This is a genomic window from Yoonia sp. 2307UL14-13 (genome assembly GCF_037572755.1).
GTDB lineage: Bacteria > Pseudomonadota > Alphaproteobacteria > Rhodobacterales > Rhodobacteraceae > Yoonia.
Map to the genome: position 1 here is coordinate 91,730 of NZ_JBBIFZ010000001.1, position 14,218 is coordinate 105,947.

At 59.8% G+C, this 14,218-nt stretch carries 17 protein-coding genes; 5 read left to right on the top strand and 12 right to left on the bottom strand.

Features of this window, described 5'->3' with window-relative positions:
* The 6 genes from V8J85_RS00530 to fsa all read right to left on the bottom strand — a co-directional run bounded on the left by V8J85_RS00530 (position 1) and on the right by fsa (position 4,979).
* Positions 1-918 (bottom strand): tyrosine recombinase XerC, encoded by a 918-nt coding sequence (locus V8J85_RS00530; RefSeq protein WP_339951149.1) that lies wholly within the window; start codon positions 916-918, stop codon positions 1-3.
* A complete protein-coding gene (locus tag V8J85_RS00535) occupies positions 915-1,610 on the bottom strand; it encodes a DUF484 family protein (RefSeq protein WP_339951151.1) in 696 nt (231 codons plus the stop codon). The genes V8J85_RS00530 and V8J85_RS00535 overlap by 4 nt, the downstream gene beginning before the upstream one ends.
* Positions 1,611-1,666: 56 nt before the next feature.
* Positions 1,667-2,869, bottom strand: coding sequence for an AAA family ATPase (locus tag V8J85_RS00540; protein WP_339951153.1), 1,203 nt, complete (start codon positions 2,867-2,869; stop codon positions 1,667-1,669).
* Positions 2,856-3,233, bottom strand: coding sequence for a hypothetical protein (locus V8J85_RS00545; protein ID WP_339951155.1), 378 nt, complete (start codon positions 3,231-3,233; stop codon positions 2,856-2,858). Before V8J85_RS00545 ends, V8J85_RS00540 begins: the two co-directional genes overlap by 14 nt.
* 184 nt (positions 3,234-3,417) lie before the next feature.
* Positions 3,418-4,314, bottom strand: a complete 897-nt coding sequence (locus V8J85_RS00550) for a lysozyme inhibitor LprI family protein (protein WP_339951157.1) — start codon at positions 4,312-4,314, stop codon at positions 3,418-3,420.
* Positions 4,315-4,325: 11 nt separating this feature from the next.
* A complete protein-coding gene (gene fsa, locus V8J85_RS00555; RefSeq protein ID WP_339953044.1) occupies positions 4,326-4,979 on the bottom strand; it encodes a fructose-6-phosphate aldolase in 654 nt (217 codons plus the stop codon).
* Between the two features lie 101 nt (positions 4,980-5,080).
* Between fsa and V8J85_RS00560 the strand changes: the two genes are divergently transcribed.
* The gene (locus V8J85_RS00560; protein WP_339951159.1) at positions 5,081-5,710 is read left to right on the top strand and encodes a LysE family translocator; all 630 of its coding nucleotides are present in this window, start codon (positions 5,081-5,083) and stop codon (positions 5,708-5,710) included.
* Positions 5,700-7,892, top strand: a complete 2,193-nt coding sequence (locus V8J85_RS00565) for a primosomal protein N' (protein ID WP_339951161.1) — start codon at positions 5,700-5,702, stop codon at positions 7,890-7,892. Before V8J85_RS00560 ends, V8J85_RS00565 begins: the two co-directional genes overlap by 11 nt.
* Here V8J85_RS00565 and V8J85_RS00570 read toward each other — a convergent pair.
* A complete protein-coding gene (locus V8J85_RS00570) occupies positions 7,889-8,494 on the bottom strand; it encodes a thymidine kinase (protein WP_339951163.1) in 606 nt (201 codons plus the stop codon). The two genes, V8J85_RS00565 and V8J85_RS00570, sit on opposite strands and share 4 nt — an antisense overlap.
* 169 nt (positions 8,495-8,663) lie before the next feature.
* Between V8J85_RS00570 and V8J85_RS00575 the strand changes: the two genes are divergently transcribed.
* Positions 8,664-9,122 (top strand): hypothetical protein, encoded by a 459-nt coding sequence (locus tag V8J85_RS00575; protein ID WP_339951165.1) that lies wholly within the window; start codon positions 8,664-8,666, stop codon positions 9,120-9,122.
* A gap of 7 nt (positions 9,123-9,129) precedes the next feature.
* Entirely contained in the window at positions 9,130-9,819 is a 690-nt protein-coding gene (gene arsH / locus V8J85_RS00580) for an arsenical resistance protein ArsH (protein ID WP_339951167.1), read from the top strand.
* 75 nt (positions 9,820-9,894) lie between these two features.
* On the opposite strand, the gene V8J85_RS00585 is transcribed toward arsH, so the two are convergent.
* Both V8J85_RS00585 and V8J85_RS00590 read right to left on the bottom strand, forming a co-directional pair.
* The gene (locus V8J85_RS00585) at positions 9,895-10,383 is read right to left on the bottom strand and encodes a hypothetical protein (RefSeq protein ID WP_339951169.1); all 489 of its coding nucleotides are present in this window, start codon (positions 10,381-10,383) and stop codon (positions 9,895-9,897) included.
* Positions 10,384-10,416: 33 nt separating this feature from the next.
* Positions 10,417-11,535 (bottom strand): beta-ketoacyl-ACP synthase III, encoded by a 1,119-nt coding sequence (locus V8J85_RS00590; protein WP_339951171.1) that lies wholly within the window; start codon positions 11,533-11,535, stop codon positions 10,417-10,419.
* Between the two features lie 184 nt (positions 11,536-11,719).
* Between V8J85_RS00590 and V8J85_RS00595 the strand changes: the two genes are divergently transcribed.
* Positions 11,720-12,232, top strand: a complete 513-nt coding sequence (locus tag V8J85_RS00595) for a BrnA antitoxin family protein (protein WP_339951173.1) — start codon at positions 11,720-11,722, stop codon at positions 12,230-12,232.
* Between the two features lie 9 nt (positions 12,233-12,241).
* Here V8J85_RS00595 and V8J85_RS00600 read toward each other — a convergent pair whose 3' ends face one another.
* The 3 genes from V8J85_RS00600 to V8J85_RS00610 form a co-directional block, all read right to left on the bottom strand.
* Positions 12,242-12,640: a PIN-like domain-containing protein gene (locus tag V8J85_RS00600; protein WP_339951175.1), complete on the bottom strand. Its 399-nt coding sequence runs from the start codon at positions 12,638-12,640 to the stop codon at positions 12,242-12,244.
* Positions 12,633-13,307, bottom strand: coding sequence for a hypothetical protein (locus V8J85_RS00605; protein WP_339951177.1), 675 nt, complete (start codon positions 13,305-13,307; stop codon positions 12,633-12,635). Before V8J85_RS00605 ends, V8J85_RS00600 begins: the two co-directional genes overlap by 8 nt.
* 84 nt (positions 13,308-13,391) lie before the next feature.
* Positions 13,392-14,180: a lytic murein transglycosylase gene (locus tag V8J85_RS00610; RefSeq protein ID WP_339951179.1), complete on the bottom strand. Its 789-nt coding sequence runs from the start codon at positions 14,178-14,180 to the stop codon at positions 13,392-13,394.
* Between the last annotated feature and the right edge of the window lie 38 nt (positions 14,181-14,218).

The following is a 14,218-nucleotide window of genomic DNA, read 5'->3' on the forward strand; positions in this document are numbered from 1 at the left end:
TCACCGCGCGCGGGGGTGGGATTTTTCGTAGATATCCATCAGATGCGCGGCATCCACGGCGGTGTAGGCCTGCGTCGTCGAGAGCGAGGCATGTCCCAGCAATTCCTGAATGGCGCGCAGGTCACCCCCGGCCTCCAGCAGATGGGTCGCGAAGGAATGACGCATGGCATGTGGGGTGACCGTCGCGGGCAGGCCCAGCATCAGGCGGGTCTGTGCGGTCACTTTCTGAACGGCACGCGGACCCAATGCCCCACCTCGCACCCCGCGAAACAATGGGGCGTTTTGATTTATCGGATAGGGGCAAAGCCGAACATATGCGGCCACGGCATCCGTCGCTGCAGGCAGGACAGGTACGATCCGTTCTTTCCCGCCCTTGCCTGTGATGCGCAAAACGTCGGGTAAGGGGACGTCGGCGCCGGTCAGTCCCAGCGCCTCAGATATTCGCAATCCGCAGGCATATAGAAGGGTGACAACCGCGATATCGCGGGCGGCGATCCAGGGTTCGCGGGCCTGCGTGCCCACGTCATCCATGAACTGGGCAGCGGCGTCCCGGGTCAGGGGGCGGGGCAGTTTGCGCTGAAACTTCGGGGATCGGGCGGCCAGAACCGCTGTCGGTTCGAACCCTTCGCGTGTCGCCAACCAGCGATAGAATGTCTTGACGGCCGAAAGGCTGCGCGCCAAGGACCTCGCGCTGACACCGCGCCCGCGTTCATGCGCCATCCAGGATCGCATATCGCGCACGCTGATGCGCGATACCGGGCCCAGACCCTGTGCTTCACCGTTATGTTGGGTCATGAACGCCAGAAAGCCCAGCAGGTCCGCCTGATAGGCTTTCAGTGTGTTTTCCGCGGCCCCGGCCAGCGCGCGCTGATGGTCCAGCCACGCCGCCAAGGCATCGGAAAGCGCGGGTGATATCACGCCAGCCAGCGCCGCATCACCCGTTCGAACACGCCAGAGAAAAAGTCGAGAAGGTCAGTGCCTTGCTGCGGGCTGAACTGGTGCGGATCCTTGGCACCCATCACAAGCATGCCGGGCAACTTGCCGGGGCCGAGGTCAAGTTGCAGGCAGGCCTCGGACTCGATCGTATGGTCGACACCGGCATACAGGGTGCTGCTGATCTTGTGGGTTTGGCGCAGGGTGACCTTTCGTGCCGGTACATTGCGGCCGAGCGTCAGATAGCCATCGACGAAGCCCTCGGGCATGATGATGACGGCGGGCCCGAAATCGGCATCTTCCGTTTCGCTTTCGGTTTCGATTACCAATCGGATCGCGTCAATCCGCAGGATGTCGGTGATGTCCGTCGTCAGCGTGGTCAGAAATGTGTTCAAATCCGCAGGTTCCATCATGCGCAAAATGGCGCGATGTACCTGATTGGTGCCCGCCAGATTGTCATAAGCGGCGGCGATCACGTTGCGGTGGGTGTCTTCCAGCCGATCGAACCGCGCCTCGAGCCGTTCCATCGCGATCGCCCGCAGATCGACGATATTTTCACCCTGCCGGTCATCATTTGCGCCGACCAGCGCGCGCATCAGGTCGTGATCTTCCAAAAGGACATCGGGGTTCGAAATGATCTTCTCGCGAAGATCATGAGCCATAAGTGTTTTGTTCATGTGCCTGCCTTGGTTTTTGTTTTTTGACACGCTAGCAGAGGTTTCCGCGCATTTCTTCATTTAATTCGCATACGGGTGGCCGGGGTTGCATTTGCGTCGCACCCCCGCAGTGACGGCCAGATTTCGGGCACATCATATGTGATTTGATGTGCTTCGTGTGTGGTTGGCGGTTCCAGTTTGCGGCTGAGGGCCAGAACAACATCATGGGGTACCCTTTCTGCCCGGTCGCTGTTCTGCCGACGCAACTGATCGGGTGGCACCTCGAGATAGACAAGGTGAATGCGGGCGTTGTAGTCGCGCAAAAGCCGCAGCACCTTACCCCGCATCTGGGCGGTGATATTGGTGGCGTTCCAGATGAAATCCTGCCCTGCCCGCAGGTGGACGCGGGCCTGTTCATAAGCGGCCTGAATGACCGCGCCCTGATTGTCCGTTGGTGAAATGCCGGCCGCTGTGCGGATCGCATCGAGACTCACCACAGGCAGGTCGGGCAGGTTGGCGGCGATCCACGTGTCCTTGCCGGTGCCGGGCAGGGCGGACATGACATGGACGGTGCAGCGGAAATCCTCTTGTGCGGCGTAATGCGGGTCGCGGTCGTCGCGTTCCAGAAAGGCCAGACGGCTTTCGGCATTCGCGAAAGGGAAGGGCCCGCGCGCGCATCCGGCCTCGGCAAAGCAGGTTTCAGCCAGTGCCACATTGTCCAGCACCGCCTGCTGGTCGTCGCAGATGCGCCCCAGCGCGTCGGCACGTGCGTGCAGGCACAACAGATCGGGCCGACAGATCAGCGATGTGGCGATGGCGAGCCGTTCCGGTTTGGGCCGTTCGATCAGCCAGAAGGGCAGTTGGTGCTTGGCGATGATCCCACAGATTGCTTCGCGCCAATGGAAATCCACCTGCGCGTCGCGCAACAGCCCGCGCGCCATAGATGCTCCCAGTCGCGAATGCCCGCGCGAAGTGATCCGCCCGTTTTCGTCGTATTTGGTGGTGGCGGGTTTGCCGATGTCGTGCAGGCATGCGGCCCAGAACAGCATACTGCGGTCCGTGTCGGGCAGCGTGCGCCAGTCGGGTTGCGCAACCAATGCCGCGACTACCATCCGGGTATGGGTGCCTGCATCGCCTTCTGCATGGTGGATCGGGTCCTGTGGGCAGGTGTCGAGGGCCGTGAACTCTGGCCCGGTACCCCAAATGGCATGCCAGTCGATCTGCCAATCCGGGGCCCGTGGGACAAGGTCAAGGAGTTGGGCAAAGTCAGGCCGTTTCATCGTAAGCCCCCTTCACCCCAAGTACGGGTGCAAAGATATCCACCCCGTCTGCCAGTTGGTTGGGCAGAATGGGTCGGTCCTGCCAATGCCCTTCGGATGCAGTGATGGCCTGCAGGAAATCGTGGCGCACGTATTTGTAGCGTTCGGTGACAGCGCTCACCGGTTCGACCTTGATATAAAGCCCCTCGGCCAGATCGCTGTCTTCGGTCTGTTTGGCGACGAAATCGGCGCGGTTGCCAGAGGCGATGGCGGCCTTGTCCAGTGCCTCGCGCAGCTCGGCGATGCGTTTGTCGTCGTTCAGGTCCCCGGTTTGCAGGCGCGACCCTTCGATATGCCGCGTGCGCGGGTACTTCAGCAATGTCATTGGTTTTTTCACGAGAATTGGACAGGCCTTGGCCCGTCATTTGCAAACATAACGCAACCGTCCAGCGCCTGATGCGCGGACGGAAACTTGGGTTTAGTATGCGGCGGGCTACATGGCCTTCTCATGGGGCAAAGGGTGACGGGGATACACCGGTTAACGTCGGCAGGGTCGAAGATCAAGGGGCTCAGCCGTCGAACTCGGCAAAGCTGATCAAGTCCTGCAGGAATGTGACCCGATCAGCGGTGTATTGGGCCAGGCATTGCGCCTGGCCGGCATCGGCGGCAAAGGGATTGGGGCCGTAGACCTGGCAATCCAGATTGCGGCTGATCGCCCATGTGCCCTGCGCCACCTCCAGCGTTTCGATGAAATCGACGGTCTGCGTTTGCTTGAGGTCGGCGATCGCGGCGGCAAAGCGGGTTTCGATCAGCGTGTCCCACACGGTGGCCTCTGACCCCCAGCAATCGGTCGCGTCACTTGCCGGGTCACAAAGACCCGCCGTGATGTCGATATCGCGCTGCCGCCCCAGACAGGTCGCCGCCGGAGTGTCGGGGCCAAGTCGCGCGAGGCAAAAGCCCAACGGGTCCTCTTGACCGTCCCCGGACAACTGCGCCAACTGTCCGATCCCATCGAACGGGTTGTCGGGTGCGACGGTGCCCGCGTCACAGATCAGCGTTTGCGTCTGACCATCGGGCAGCCTGACGATGATACCGCCTTCGGCGATTGCGACGGGATCGACCCGTTGGCGCGACTCGGTAAACATCTCATAGCCGTAATTGCCGTTAAACAGTGTGACCTGTTCGCGGATTGTGCCATCCTCATCGACGGACGGGTCGTATTCTACGTCCTGAAAGTCACGGATCATCTCAAGCGTGGGTGCACCATTGGTCGGGCCGAACGCATAGGTGATGACCTCGCCCGAAAGGCACAGGTTTAGCGTCCGCGCGCCGCCTTCGACGGTGCAATACATCAACAAACTGTCGTCCCGCCCGCAAGCCTCGGCCACCTGTGCCGGCGCATATGCGGGCCAGACCGCGATCGTCAGAACCAATGCCGTATGTGCCGTCTTGGTTCTGATGATCATTGCCAATCTCCTTAGACGATCTTGATCCCGGCCTTTTCGGCGTCGGCCATGAAGGTCGCCAGCCCCTTGTCGGTCAGCACATGGTTCGCCATGGCCTTGATCACCTTGGGTGGTGCGGTCGCGACGTCGGCGCCGATCTTGGCGCATTCGCTCATATGGTTGGCGGACCGGATGGAGGCGGCGAGGACCTGCGTCTCGAACCCATAATTGTCATAGATCGTACGAATATCCTCGATCAGGTCCAGCCCGTCCATGTTCAGGTCATCGAGACGCCCGATGAACGGGCTGATGAAGGTGGCCCCGGCCTTGGCGGCCAGTAGCGCCTGATTGGCCGAGAAGCACAGCGTGACGTTGACCATGGTACCTTCGTCGGTCAGCGTCTTGCAGGTCTTCAGGCCCGCCCATGTCAACGGCACCTTGACGGCGATATTGTCGGCGATCTTGGCCAGTTTGCGCCCCTCGGCCAGCATGTCGTCCGCTTCGAGCGCCACGACCTCGGCAGAGACAGGCCCGGAAACGATAGAGCAGATTTCCTTGGTCACTTCCAGAATGTCGCGCCCTGATTTGGCGATCAGCGAGGGGTTCGTCGTGACCCCGTCCACCATGCCAAGGTCATTGAGTTCCTTGATCTCGTCGATCTCGGCGGTGTCTACGAAAAACTTCATCATGTCTCTCCGGGGAAGGGGTTGGCGTTTGCTCGGGCCTCGTTTACCTCATGGGGCAGCGGGGGAAAACCCTGAACGGGTAGCGGTGACAGGAGCGGCGCATGGATTTTCAGCTTTGGCTCGCCTTTGCATCGGCCTCTATCGCGCTTTTGCTGATCCCCGGACCGACGGTGATCCTTGTGCTCAGCTATGCGCTGAGCCAGGGGCGCAAGGTCGCGGTGGCCTCTGCCGCGGGGGTGGCGCTGGGTGACCTGATCGCAATGAGCGCGTCATTGGCCGGATTGGGTGCGCTGGTGCTGACGTCGGCGACGCTTTTCACCGTGATCAAGTGGGTCGGGGCGGTATATCTGATCTGGATGGGCATTGGCATGCTGCGCACCACAGGACAGCATGCCAGCTTGCGCATGATCGACGCACCTGCGTTGCCCGCCGGGCGGATCTTTCGCAATGCGGCGACGGTCACGGCGCTGAACCCGAAATCGATCGTCTTTTTCATCGCCTTCGTGCCGCAATTCGTCCGGCCTGAAACGGCGCTTTTGCCGCAATTTGCGATCCTGATCGGTACGTTCGTCGGTCTGGCTGCGGTCAATGCGCTGGCCTATGCGTTGTTGGCCGACCGCTTGCGGGCGACCATCAAGCGCCCCGCGATACTGGCCTGGCTGACACGTGCCGGTGGCGGGGCGTTGATCGCGATGGGCGCGCTGACGGCCACCCTGCGCCGTGCCGCCTGATTTCTTTCACGAAGGCGATCTGGTGGGCGTGTTAACGACCCAACCACTGGACCGTTTGCTGGATTACAAAGCACCCGAAGGTGGTTGCCATCTCGGCGCGTTTGTCGAGGTGCCGCTGGGCCCGCGCAAGGTGCTGGGGGTGGTCTGGGGGCCGGGCAAAGGGGATTATGACCGGGCCAAGATACGGTCGGTCATCCGTGTGCTGGACGTGGCACCCATGCGGGATGAGATGCGCACGTTTCTGGGCCGCGCCGCCGACTACACGCTGACACCCATGCCAGCGATGCTACGGTTGGGGACCCGCGCGCCGGGGCTGGGCGATCCGCAATCGATGCGCAAGGTCTATCGCTTGGGCGACCGTGAGCCTGACCGGATCACCGGTGCGCGCGAAAAGGTTCTTGCGGTGATGGAGGATTATGGTGGCCTATCCTTCACCTTGGGCGAATTGGCCGAGATGGCGGGGGTGGGGACGTCTGTGGTCAAGGGCCTGGTGAAACAAGGTGCCTTGCGCGAGGAAGAAGCACCGCGCGACACCCCTTATCCCGCGCTTGACCCCAATTACGGCGGCAAGACGCTGAGCGCCGATCAGGCTGCCGGGGCGGACGCGCTGCGCCGGGCTTTGCGCAGCGATACATATGGTACGACCTTGCTGAAAGGGGTGACCGGGTCGGGCAAGACCGAGGTTTACCTAGAGGCCGTCGCCGAATGCTTGCGCATGGGGCGGCAGGCACTGGTGCTGTTGCCTGAAATCGCGCTGTCAGGTGAATTCATCACACGGGTCGAAGCGCGGTTCGGGATGAAACCTGCCGAGTGGCATTCGGGTGTGACAATGACCGAGCGACGGCGGTGCTGGCGGATGGTCGGGCAGGGGGAAGCGCAACTGGTCGTGGGCGCCCGGTCGGCGCTGTTTCTGCCATATCAAAACCTTGGCCTGATCGTCGTCGATGAAGAACATGACACGTCCTACAAGCAAGAGGATGGGGTCCTTTACAATGCGCGCGACATGGCGGTGCTGCGCGCTGCGATCAACGGGGCGCAGGTGGTGCTGGCCTCGGCCACGCCATCTCTGGAAAGTTGGGCGAATGTCGAGGCGGGCAAGTACGCCAGGCTGGAGCTGACGTCGCGTTTCGGGGCGTCGGTCATGCCCGAGATGGCGGCGATCGATATGCGGGCCGAGGATCTGCCGGCGGGGCGGTGGGTTTCACCCACCTTACAGGCTGCCATCCGGGCGCGGTTAGATAAGGGTGAGCAGTCGCTCGTGTTTTTGAACCGGCGGGGCTATGCGCCGGTGACGCTCTGCCGGGCGTGTGGGCATCAGATTGGGTGCGATCATTGCGATGCGCGGATGGTGGAACACCGGTTCCTCAAACGGCTGATGTGCCACCAATGCGGCGAGACGACGCCGATCCCCACAAAATGCCCGTCATGCGATGCCGAGGATCGGCTGTCAGCCGTCGGCCCCGGTGTAGAGCGGATGGGCGAAGAAATCGCCGGTCTTTTCCCCGACGCCCGGATCGCGGTGCTGTCATCCGATCTTTACGGGTCTGCCCGCGCGATGAAGGCACATATAGAGGAGATTGCGCAAGGCGGGACCGATATCATCATCGGGACTCAGTTGGTCGCCAAGGGGCATAATTTTCCACTGCTCACGCTGGTCGGCGTGATCGACGCCGATCTGGGCTTGCAAGGGTCCGACCTGCGCGCGGCAGAGCGGACGTTTCAACTGATGCGGCAGGTGGCGGGACGTGCCGGGCGGGCGGAAACGCCGGGTGAGGCGCTTTTGCAGACCTATCAACCCGAGCATCCGGTGATCCGTGCGATTCTTGCCGGAGATGAAGAGAGTTTCTGGAAAGCCGAGGCCGAAGAGCGAAAGGCCGCGGGGGTGCCGCCCTATGGGCGTATGGCGGGGATTATCCTGAGCAGCCCGAACGTGCAGGACGTGTTTGATCTGGGCGGCGAAATGGCCCGCCGCGACGCGCCCTTGCGTCAGATCGGCGCGCAGGTGTTTGGACCGGCGCCTGCGCCTATCGCGCGGGTACGGGGGCGGCATCGGGTGCGGCTTTTGATCAAGGCCGACAAGGCGGCGCCGCTACAAGGGGCGTTGGCCAAATGGACCGCGCAATTCCGATTGCCAAGCAACCTGCGGATGGCGATCGATATCGACCCGCAGAGTTTCTACTAGGCCTCGCCGTCGGAAGTGCCGATGTTTTCGCCCATGGCCTCGCGCCAGTGCTTTCGGCATAGCGATACATAACGATCATTACCGCCAATCGCCACCTGATCGCCCGACGTGAGCACCTGCCCATATTCATCCTTGCGCACCACCATCGTCGCCTTTCTCCCGCATTTGCAGATGGTGCGGACTTCGCGCATCTCATCTGCCAATGCCAATAGGGCGGCTGAGCCCGGAAACAGCTTGCCCAGAAAATCGACCCGCAACCCATATGTCATGACCGGCACGTTCAGATCGTCGACCGCGCGGGCCAGTTCCCAGACCTGGCGACGTTCGAGAAACTGTGCCTCGTCCACGAACACGCAGGCGCAATCCTCTTTCGCCAACCGCTGTTCGATCTTGGTATAAAGATTGTCGCCCGGCGCGAATGTGTCGGCATTGGCCCCGATCCCGATGCGGCTGCCGATCCGGCCTTCGCCCGCCCGATTGTCCAACTGCGCGATCATCAAATAAGTCTTCATCCCACGTTCGATGTAATTGTGGGAAGCCTGCAGCAGGACGGTCGATTTGCCTGCATTCATGGTCGAATAGTGAAAATACAGTTTAGCCATAGCGCCTAGTTATCGTTCTGAAATCCGTCATTGCAAGATTTCTGCGCGCATCATTCGGTTCCAACCGGAAGTTTGCGCATCTTCGCAACAGTTCGATTGCGCATTTTACGATGACACCTGCCCGATGGCTCGGTACAAACGAGGGCAGCGTAGGCGGTCGGAGGTGGTTATGCAGGATATCGCGGGTTATCTGAAAAAACATTCAGAGGCGCTTGTCAAAGATGTGGGCATCGAAACGGCTTGTAGCTTGACCGGGCGGTCGAAGGCGACGCTGGGCCGCTACTACTCGGCGGCGGAAGAACACGCCGATCGCTTTATGCCGGTCGATGCGGTCGCCATGCTCGAAGCGAAGTCATCATATCCCTTTGTGACCGGGGCCTTGGCCGAACTGCGTGGCATCACGATGTCCTACGACCCGAGCAAGAGCAACACTGATGGGGGCGTCAATTCCGACGTCATCAAGCTCAGCCAGCGCTTTGCCCTTTTGATGGCCGAATACAACCGGTCGATGGAAGACGGCATCATCTCGGTCAACGAGGCAAAGCGTCTTTTGCAGGAAACCAACGCGCTGCAAAAGGTCCTGATCGATATGAAAATGCACCTTCAGGAAGACGAATCCGGTGATTGACGGGGATATGCCCAACATCGTGGCGGACGCTCTGGTCAAACCGGATATCGCGGCGTTGACGGGGCCGGATGATCCGGGGCATCCGCCGCGAATTTTGCTGCTTTACGGGTCGCTGCGTCAGACCAGCTATTCGCGCCTATGTGCCGAGGAGGGCGCGCGGGTGCTGCGCTATCTTGGTTGCGAGACGCGGTTTTTCAATCCGTCCGGTCTGCCGCTCCCTGATGACGCGGATACGGATCACCCCAAGGTGCAGGAATTGCGCGATCTTGTCATGTGGTCCGAAGGGATGGTCTGGTCCAGCCCGGAACGGCATGGGGCCATGACGGGGATCATGAAAACGCAGATCGACTGGATTCCGCTTTCACCGATTGGTGGGATCAGGCCTACGCAGGGTAAGACGCTGGCTGTCATGCAGGTCTCGGGCGGGTCGCAATCGTTCAATGCGGTCAATCAGTTACGCATTCTGGGCCGTTGGATGCGGCTGGTGACGATCCCGAACCAATCGTCGGTCCCCATGGCGTGGAAAGAGTTCGAGAACGGGCGAATGAAGCCATCCTCCCTCTACAACCGCATCGTGGATGTGATGGAGGAGTTGACGCGGTTCACCCTGATGACGCGCGGGCGGCCTTCCTTGACGGATCGGTATTCAGAGCGGGTGGAAAGCCTGCAGGATGTGCATAAGCGCGTGAGTGGCTAGATGATCGGGACCAGTGGCACGCCGCAGGCTGCGAGGGTTAGAAGCATTAAGACTACGAGAATGCGTTTCATTTCTTCAGTCTTTCTCAGGAACATATTGGCGTAAAACGTTCATAAACTTTAGGCTCTCACACCCATAGATGTTAATCCTGCAGTAGTCGGACCCGCGGAAAACAGCGCCGGGCACGAAAGACCAGCTTTTCGTCTGCATCTCAAACGTGAGCGACGCTAAACTGATCGGCGCCGTGTCAAAGCGATCTGCCCAATCTGGGACGTGCATCTTCTTAACGTCGCCAAATCTCACCTGAGCGTTGCAGGGATGGAAAGTGATGCCGTCTTGGGTGACAGTGATTTGTTTGACGTTGCGGGCGCTCAGAACGAAAGTGAGTCCGAGCAGGATGGCTACAACAATCCCAAAAATGGGTGCTGTTGCAGGATCAGCGACTAGGAAAGGTACTGACGCGAAGGCCAAAGCAAGGAAGGCCCACCCGGTATATTTCGGCAGGTTCCGCCGAACATCGAAGACATGATTTTCGGCTGTTATAGTGGCAGTTTCTCGGTTCAAAAGCGAAGCCTCGCGTTTTTGATGATCGGCACTTTAGGTCCGTTCCACAATCACCGACCCAACCGAATACCCCGCCCCGAACGAGCAGATGATCCCTTTGTCACCATGCTCTAAATCATCCGAGTATTTCGAGAAAGCGATCATCGACCCCGCCGACGACGTATTGGCGTAATCCTGCAGGATATTCGGCTGTTCACCCTCCTCCGGTGTCCGCCCCAGTACCTTTTTCCCGATATAGTCGTTCATCGTCTTGTTGGCCTGATGCAGCCAGAGCCGTTTCAGGTCATCGGCTGTCACGCCGGTATCCGCCATATGATCGGCGATGTGTTTGCTGACCAGCGGCAGCACCTCTTTGAACACTTTCCGCCCGTTTTGCATGAACTGCATGTCACGGCGGTCCTCCATCTGGTCCTGCGTGCGGCGGAGATAGCCGTTGTTGTTGCGGATGTTGTTACTGAACTGGGTGGCGCAGCGGGTCGAGAGGATATTGAACCGCGGATTGGTTAATTCTTCGTCACGCTCCAGCACGGCGGCGGTGGCGACGTCACCGAAGATGAAATGACAATCGCGGTCGCGCCATTCCAGATGGGCCGAGCAGATTTCGGGGTTGATCACGAGCGCGCGGCGGATGGAGCCGGATCGGATCATATCGGCGGCTGTCTGGATGCCGAAAGTCGCGCTGGAACAGGCGACGTTCATGTCGAACGCAAAGCCGCCTGCGCCCAGAAGCTGTTGAATTTCCACAGCAATCGCCGGGTAGGCGCGTTCCATGTTCGACGCGGCGCAGATGACCAGATCGATGTCGCCGGCCTCCACACCCGCCTGCGCAAGTGCCTTTTGCGCCGCATCCATCCCGATCTCGGCCATGTAGCCGGGTTCGTCATCCGACCGAGGTGTCAGTTGCGGGAACATGCGCGCCGGATCAAGAACCCCTTTTTTATCAAGGACATAGCGCCGTTCGATCCCCGAGGCTGCGATGATGAAATCGGTCGAGGAATGGGCCTTGGCCTCGACCTTGCCACTCGCGATCGCATCGGCGTTTTCGGCATTCCACAGATCCGCGTAGGCGTTGAATGCAGCGACCAGTTCGTCGTTGGTGATGACCTGGGACGGGGTGAAAACTCCGGTTCCGGTGATGGCGACGTTGTGCATGGGCACCCCCCTTTTTGGTCCGGGCACGATAGGGCCGGAGGGGCGGGAATGTCCACCGGTGGCGGTGCGTCAGGCATGTGTGCACAGGGCGTACACACAGCGTACACACAGCGTGCGCACGTTTGTGTGTCGGCCCGATAACCATTTTTGGCGAGGTTAGCCCCCCGCAAAGGAGGCCCGCGCCATGGATGAACCGATCAAAATGACCAAGACCCAGCGGATCAACTGGAGCTATGCCGTCGATGCCGCGCGGCAGGTGGAGCATGACATCCATGCGGTCATCCGCGAGGAACAGACGATCCCGCCGGACTGGCACGAGATCTGGAAAGACCACGACCGGCGCGATCCAAAGCGGCAGCGGGTGACGATGCGGATGGATGCGGACGTGGTAAAGTTCTTCAAGGCGATGGGCGAGGGATATCAGCACCGGATCAACCGGGTGCTGCGGATGTATATGCACCACCGGCTGGCGGGCCTGGTCGAGGGGCCGGATACGACAGATTACGTGTTACGGCCCGATCAGGTGGTGATCAAGGAGAGGGGCGGCGGCCCGGTCGAGTTCGACTTCGACGCGATCCGCAACCGTGTGTCCGCGCAAATGGACCGGCTGCGGGCGGCAGAGGTGGAGCGGCACGATCGGGACGGGTGTCTGTGTCTGATCTGCGAGACGCGGGCGAAGGGGGAGGATTGGCTTTAGGGGGTGAGGTTACAATGCCGTAAATTTTGATCCTTTGCCGACGGGTAACTGGAAAAGGCCGTTTGCATTGTTCGCACGTTGTTGGACCAGCCGATCCCATTGCCAGAGGATCGTTGCCGCTTGTTCCGTTATCGATTGCCTTTGGACGGTTTTGGCCAAATAAAATGCTAGCACGCCAGAGCTTAAGATCGCTTGTCTTTCCGGTCCGCGCTTAGCGTTGGCAAGGTCTTTGGATATCACGATCCAACCACTTTCTTTGCCAAGCGCCGTAAAGTAGTCGATATCGCTAATGTTAGCTGAAAATTTATCTCTTAGCGCATAGGCCTCGTGTCCATCGATGGAAATCAATGGGTTTAGCGCATGAGCGATTGATGGGGGCATATTGTGGTCGAATAAGACCTTAACCATTCATCTCATCAAGCAGTTTTTCGAATCGGATCGCCTCATTCACCAGCCGAATTGGTATGTCGTAAATCTTTGACAAATAGCGCACGTCTTTGAATGTTTGGTATTCTTCAAACAGTGTCGATGTTGCTATTCCGAAGTCGTCAATTATGGGGCTTCCAAATTGGCGTCGGGGATCAATAACGACATCGCGTGTCTTATGAGGGCGCCATCGCGCAGCAGTATCGTCTTCGTATTCGAGATCTTTGACCGATTGCTTGACGATTTCGGCAAAGACTTTCTGACCAGGTCGCCCCTTTGCAAGGCTTACAAACTCTCCATCTTTTTCGACCGCTTCCATCAGAATTTCGCTACCGTCAGTCTTAAACTCAAGATTAGAGAGAGGTCTCTCAACGCCAAACTGTTCTTGCGCGAACTTGATGGCAAATCTGATTGCTTGGGTTGATATGCCTGCCTGCTTAAAGGCTTTGACTACCCGCACTTCAATCAGATCGGCGAAGCTCAGTTCAGCAGTGTCGTCCAGTTCTTGGTAATATGCATGCCAAAGAGGCTCCGTAGGCCCACTACCGCGTGTCCAACGGCGGATTTCCTGCGCGGATCCGCCAACAAGCCGCGCGGCTTGGCGGGGCGAATAGATCCCTTTTCCAAAAATATCGATATCCAATGGCAATGTGGTTCCAGCCTTTCGTGACGTTCGTACCTAACAATATATTGGCGGACTTACCAATCCCCAAATTGGGTCTGCGATTACCTCTTACCCCTCAATCCGTGCCGCCATAATGGCAATCGCTTTCTGATACACCCCTGCCGCGTTCCATTCCTGGATGACGCGGAAGTTGGGCTCGCCCTCTTGGTATCCGGCGCCCGGGCGCCAGCCTTTTTGCCGCAGGAAATTCGCGGTCGAGGCGAGGCTGTCGGTGATGTTGGTCAGGTCGATCACGCCGTTGCCGTCTCCGTCATAGCCATAGGTGATCACGTTGCCGGGGAGGAATTGGGTGTGACCAAGCTCTCCGTGCATGGCGCCGACGGTGGTGGCCGAGATGCTGCCTTGGTCGACCAGCCGTAATGCGGCGAGCGCGTGGCCGGTGAAGAAATCGGACCGCCTGCAATCGTAGGCCAGCGTCGTGATCGCCGACAGCACATTGGCGTCGCCCATGAAGCGGCCAAAGCCGGTTTCCATCCCGTGGATGGCGACGACGACGGCGGCGGGGACGCCGAAGGCGCGCTCGATGGAATCGTAAAAGGCGGGGTTGGCCGCGATCCGCTGCCGTCCTTGCGCCACGATCGTGTCGGCCCCGCGGATGCGCATGAAATCATTAAGGCTGTAGCGGAAGGATTTCTGGTTCCGGTCGGCATTGATCGTGCGCGTGGCATAGGATGTCTGGGCGAGGGCCTGCAGCCCGCGTTGCCCGATCCCGGCCGCTGCGGCCTCTTGCGCGAATTGCTGTTTCCAGATGGCGAAACCGCTGGAATCGTTGCCACATTGCGCGGCGAGGGCAGGGGTGCCGGCGAGGCAGGCGACAAGGGTCAGGTGTTTGAGCATGCTAAGTCTCCTGAATTTTGGCGGTAGGCTAGCAGACC

What these genes read in the sequence shown, in the direction of transcription:
- V8J85_RS00535 (WP_339951151.1), bottom strand. Translation starts at nt 1,610, where the DNA reads ATGAACAAAACACTTATGGCTCATGATCTTCGCGAGAAGATCATTTCG.
- V8J85_RS00540 (WP_339951153.1), bottom strand. Translation starts at nt 2,869, where the DNA reads ATGAAACGGCCTGACTTTGCCCAACTCCTTGACCTTGTCCCACGGGCC.
- V8J85_RS00545 (WP_339951155.1), bottom strand. Translation starts at nt 3,233, where the DNA reads ATGACATTGCTGAAGTACCCGCGCACGCGGCATATCGAAGGGTCGCGC.
- V8J85_RS00550 (WP_339951157.1), bottom strand. Translation starts at nt 4,314, where the DNA reads ATGATCATCAGAACCAAGACGGCACATACGGCATTGGTTCTGACGATC.
- fsa (WP_339953044.1), bottom strand. Translation starts at nt 4,979, where the DNA reads ATGAAGTTTTTCGTAGACACCGCCGAGATCGACGAGATCAAGGAACTC.
- V8J85_RS00560 (WP_339951159.1), top strand. Translation starts at nt 5,081, where the DNA reads ATGGATTTTCAGCTTTGGCTCGCCTTTGCATCGGCCTCTATCGCGCTT.
- V8J85_RS00570 (WP_339951163.1), bottom strand. Translation starts at nt 8,494, where the DNA reads ATGGCTAAACTGTATTTTCACTATTCGACCATGAATGCAGGCAAATCG.
- V8J85_RS00575 (WP_339951165.1), top strand. Translation starts at nt 8,664, where the DNA reads ATGCAGGATATCGCGGGTTATCTGAAAAAACATTCAGAGGCGCTTGTC.
- arsH (WP_339951167.1), top strand. Translation starts at nt 9,130, where the DNA reads ATGCCCAACATCGTGGCGGACGCTCTGGTCAAACCGGATATCGCGGCG.
- V8J85_RS00590 (WP_339951171.1), bottom strand. Translation starts at nt 11,535, where the DNA reads ATGCACAACGTCGCCATCACCGGAACCGGAGTTTTCACCCCGTCCCAG.
- V8J85_RS00595 (WP_339951173.1), top strand. Translation starts at nt 11,720, where the DNA reads ATGGATGAACCGATCAAAATGACCAAGACCCAGCGGATCAACTGGAGC.
- V8J85_RS00600 (WP_339951175.1), bottom strand. Translation starts at nt 12,640, where the DNA reads ATGGTTAAGGTCTTATTCGACCACAATATGCCCCCATCAATCGCTCAT.
- V8J85_RS00610 (WP_339951179.1), bottom strand. Translation starts at nt 14,180, where the DNA reads ATGCTCAAACACCTGACCCTTGTCGCCTGCCTCGCCGGCACCCCTGCC.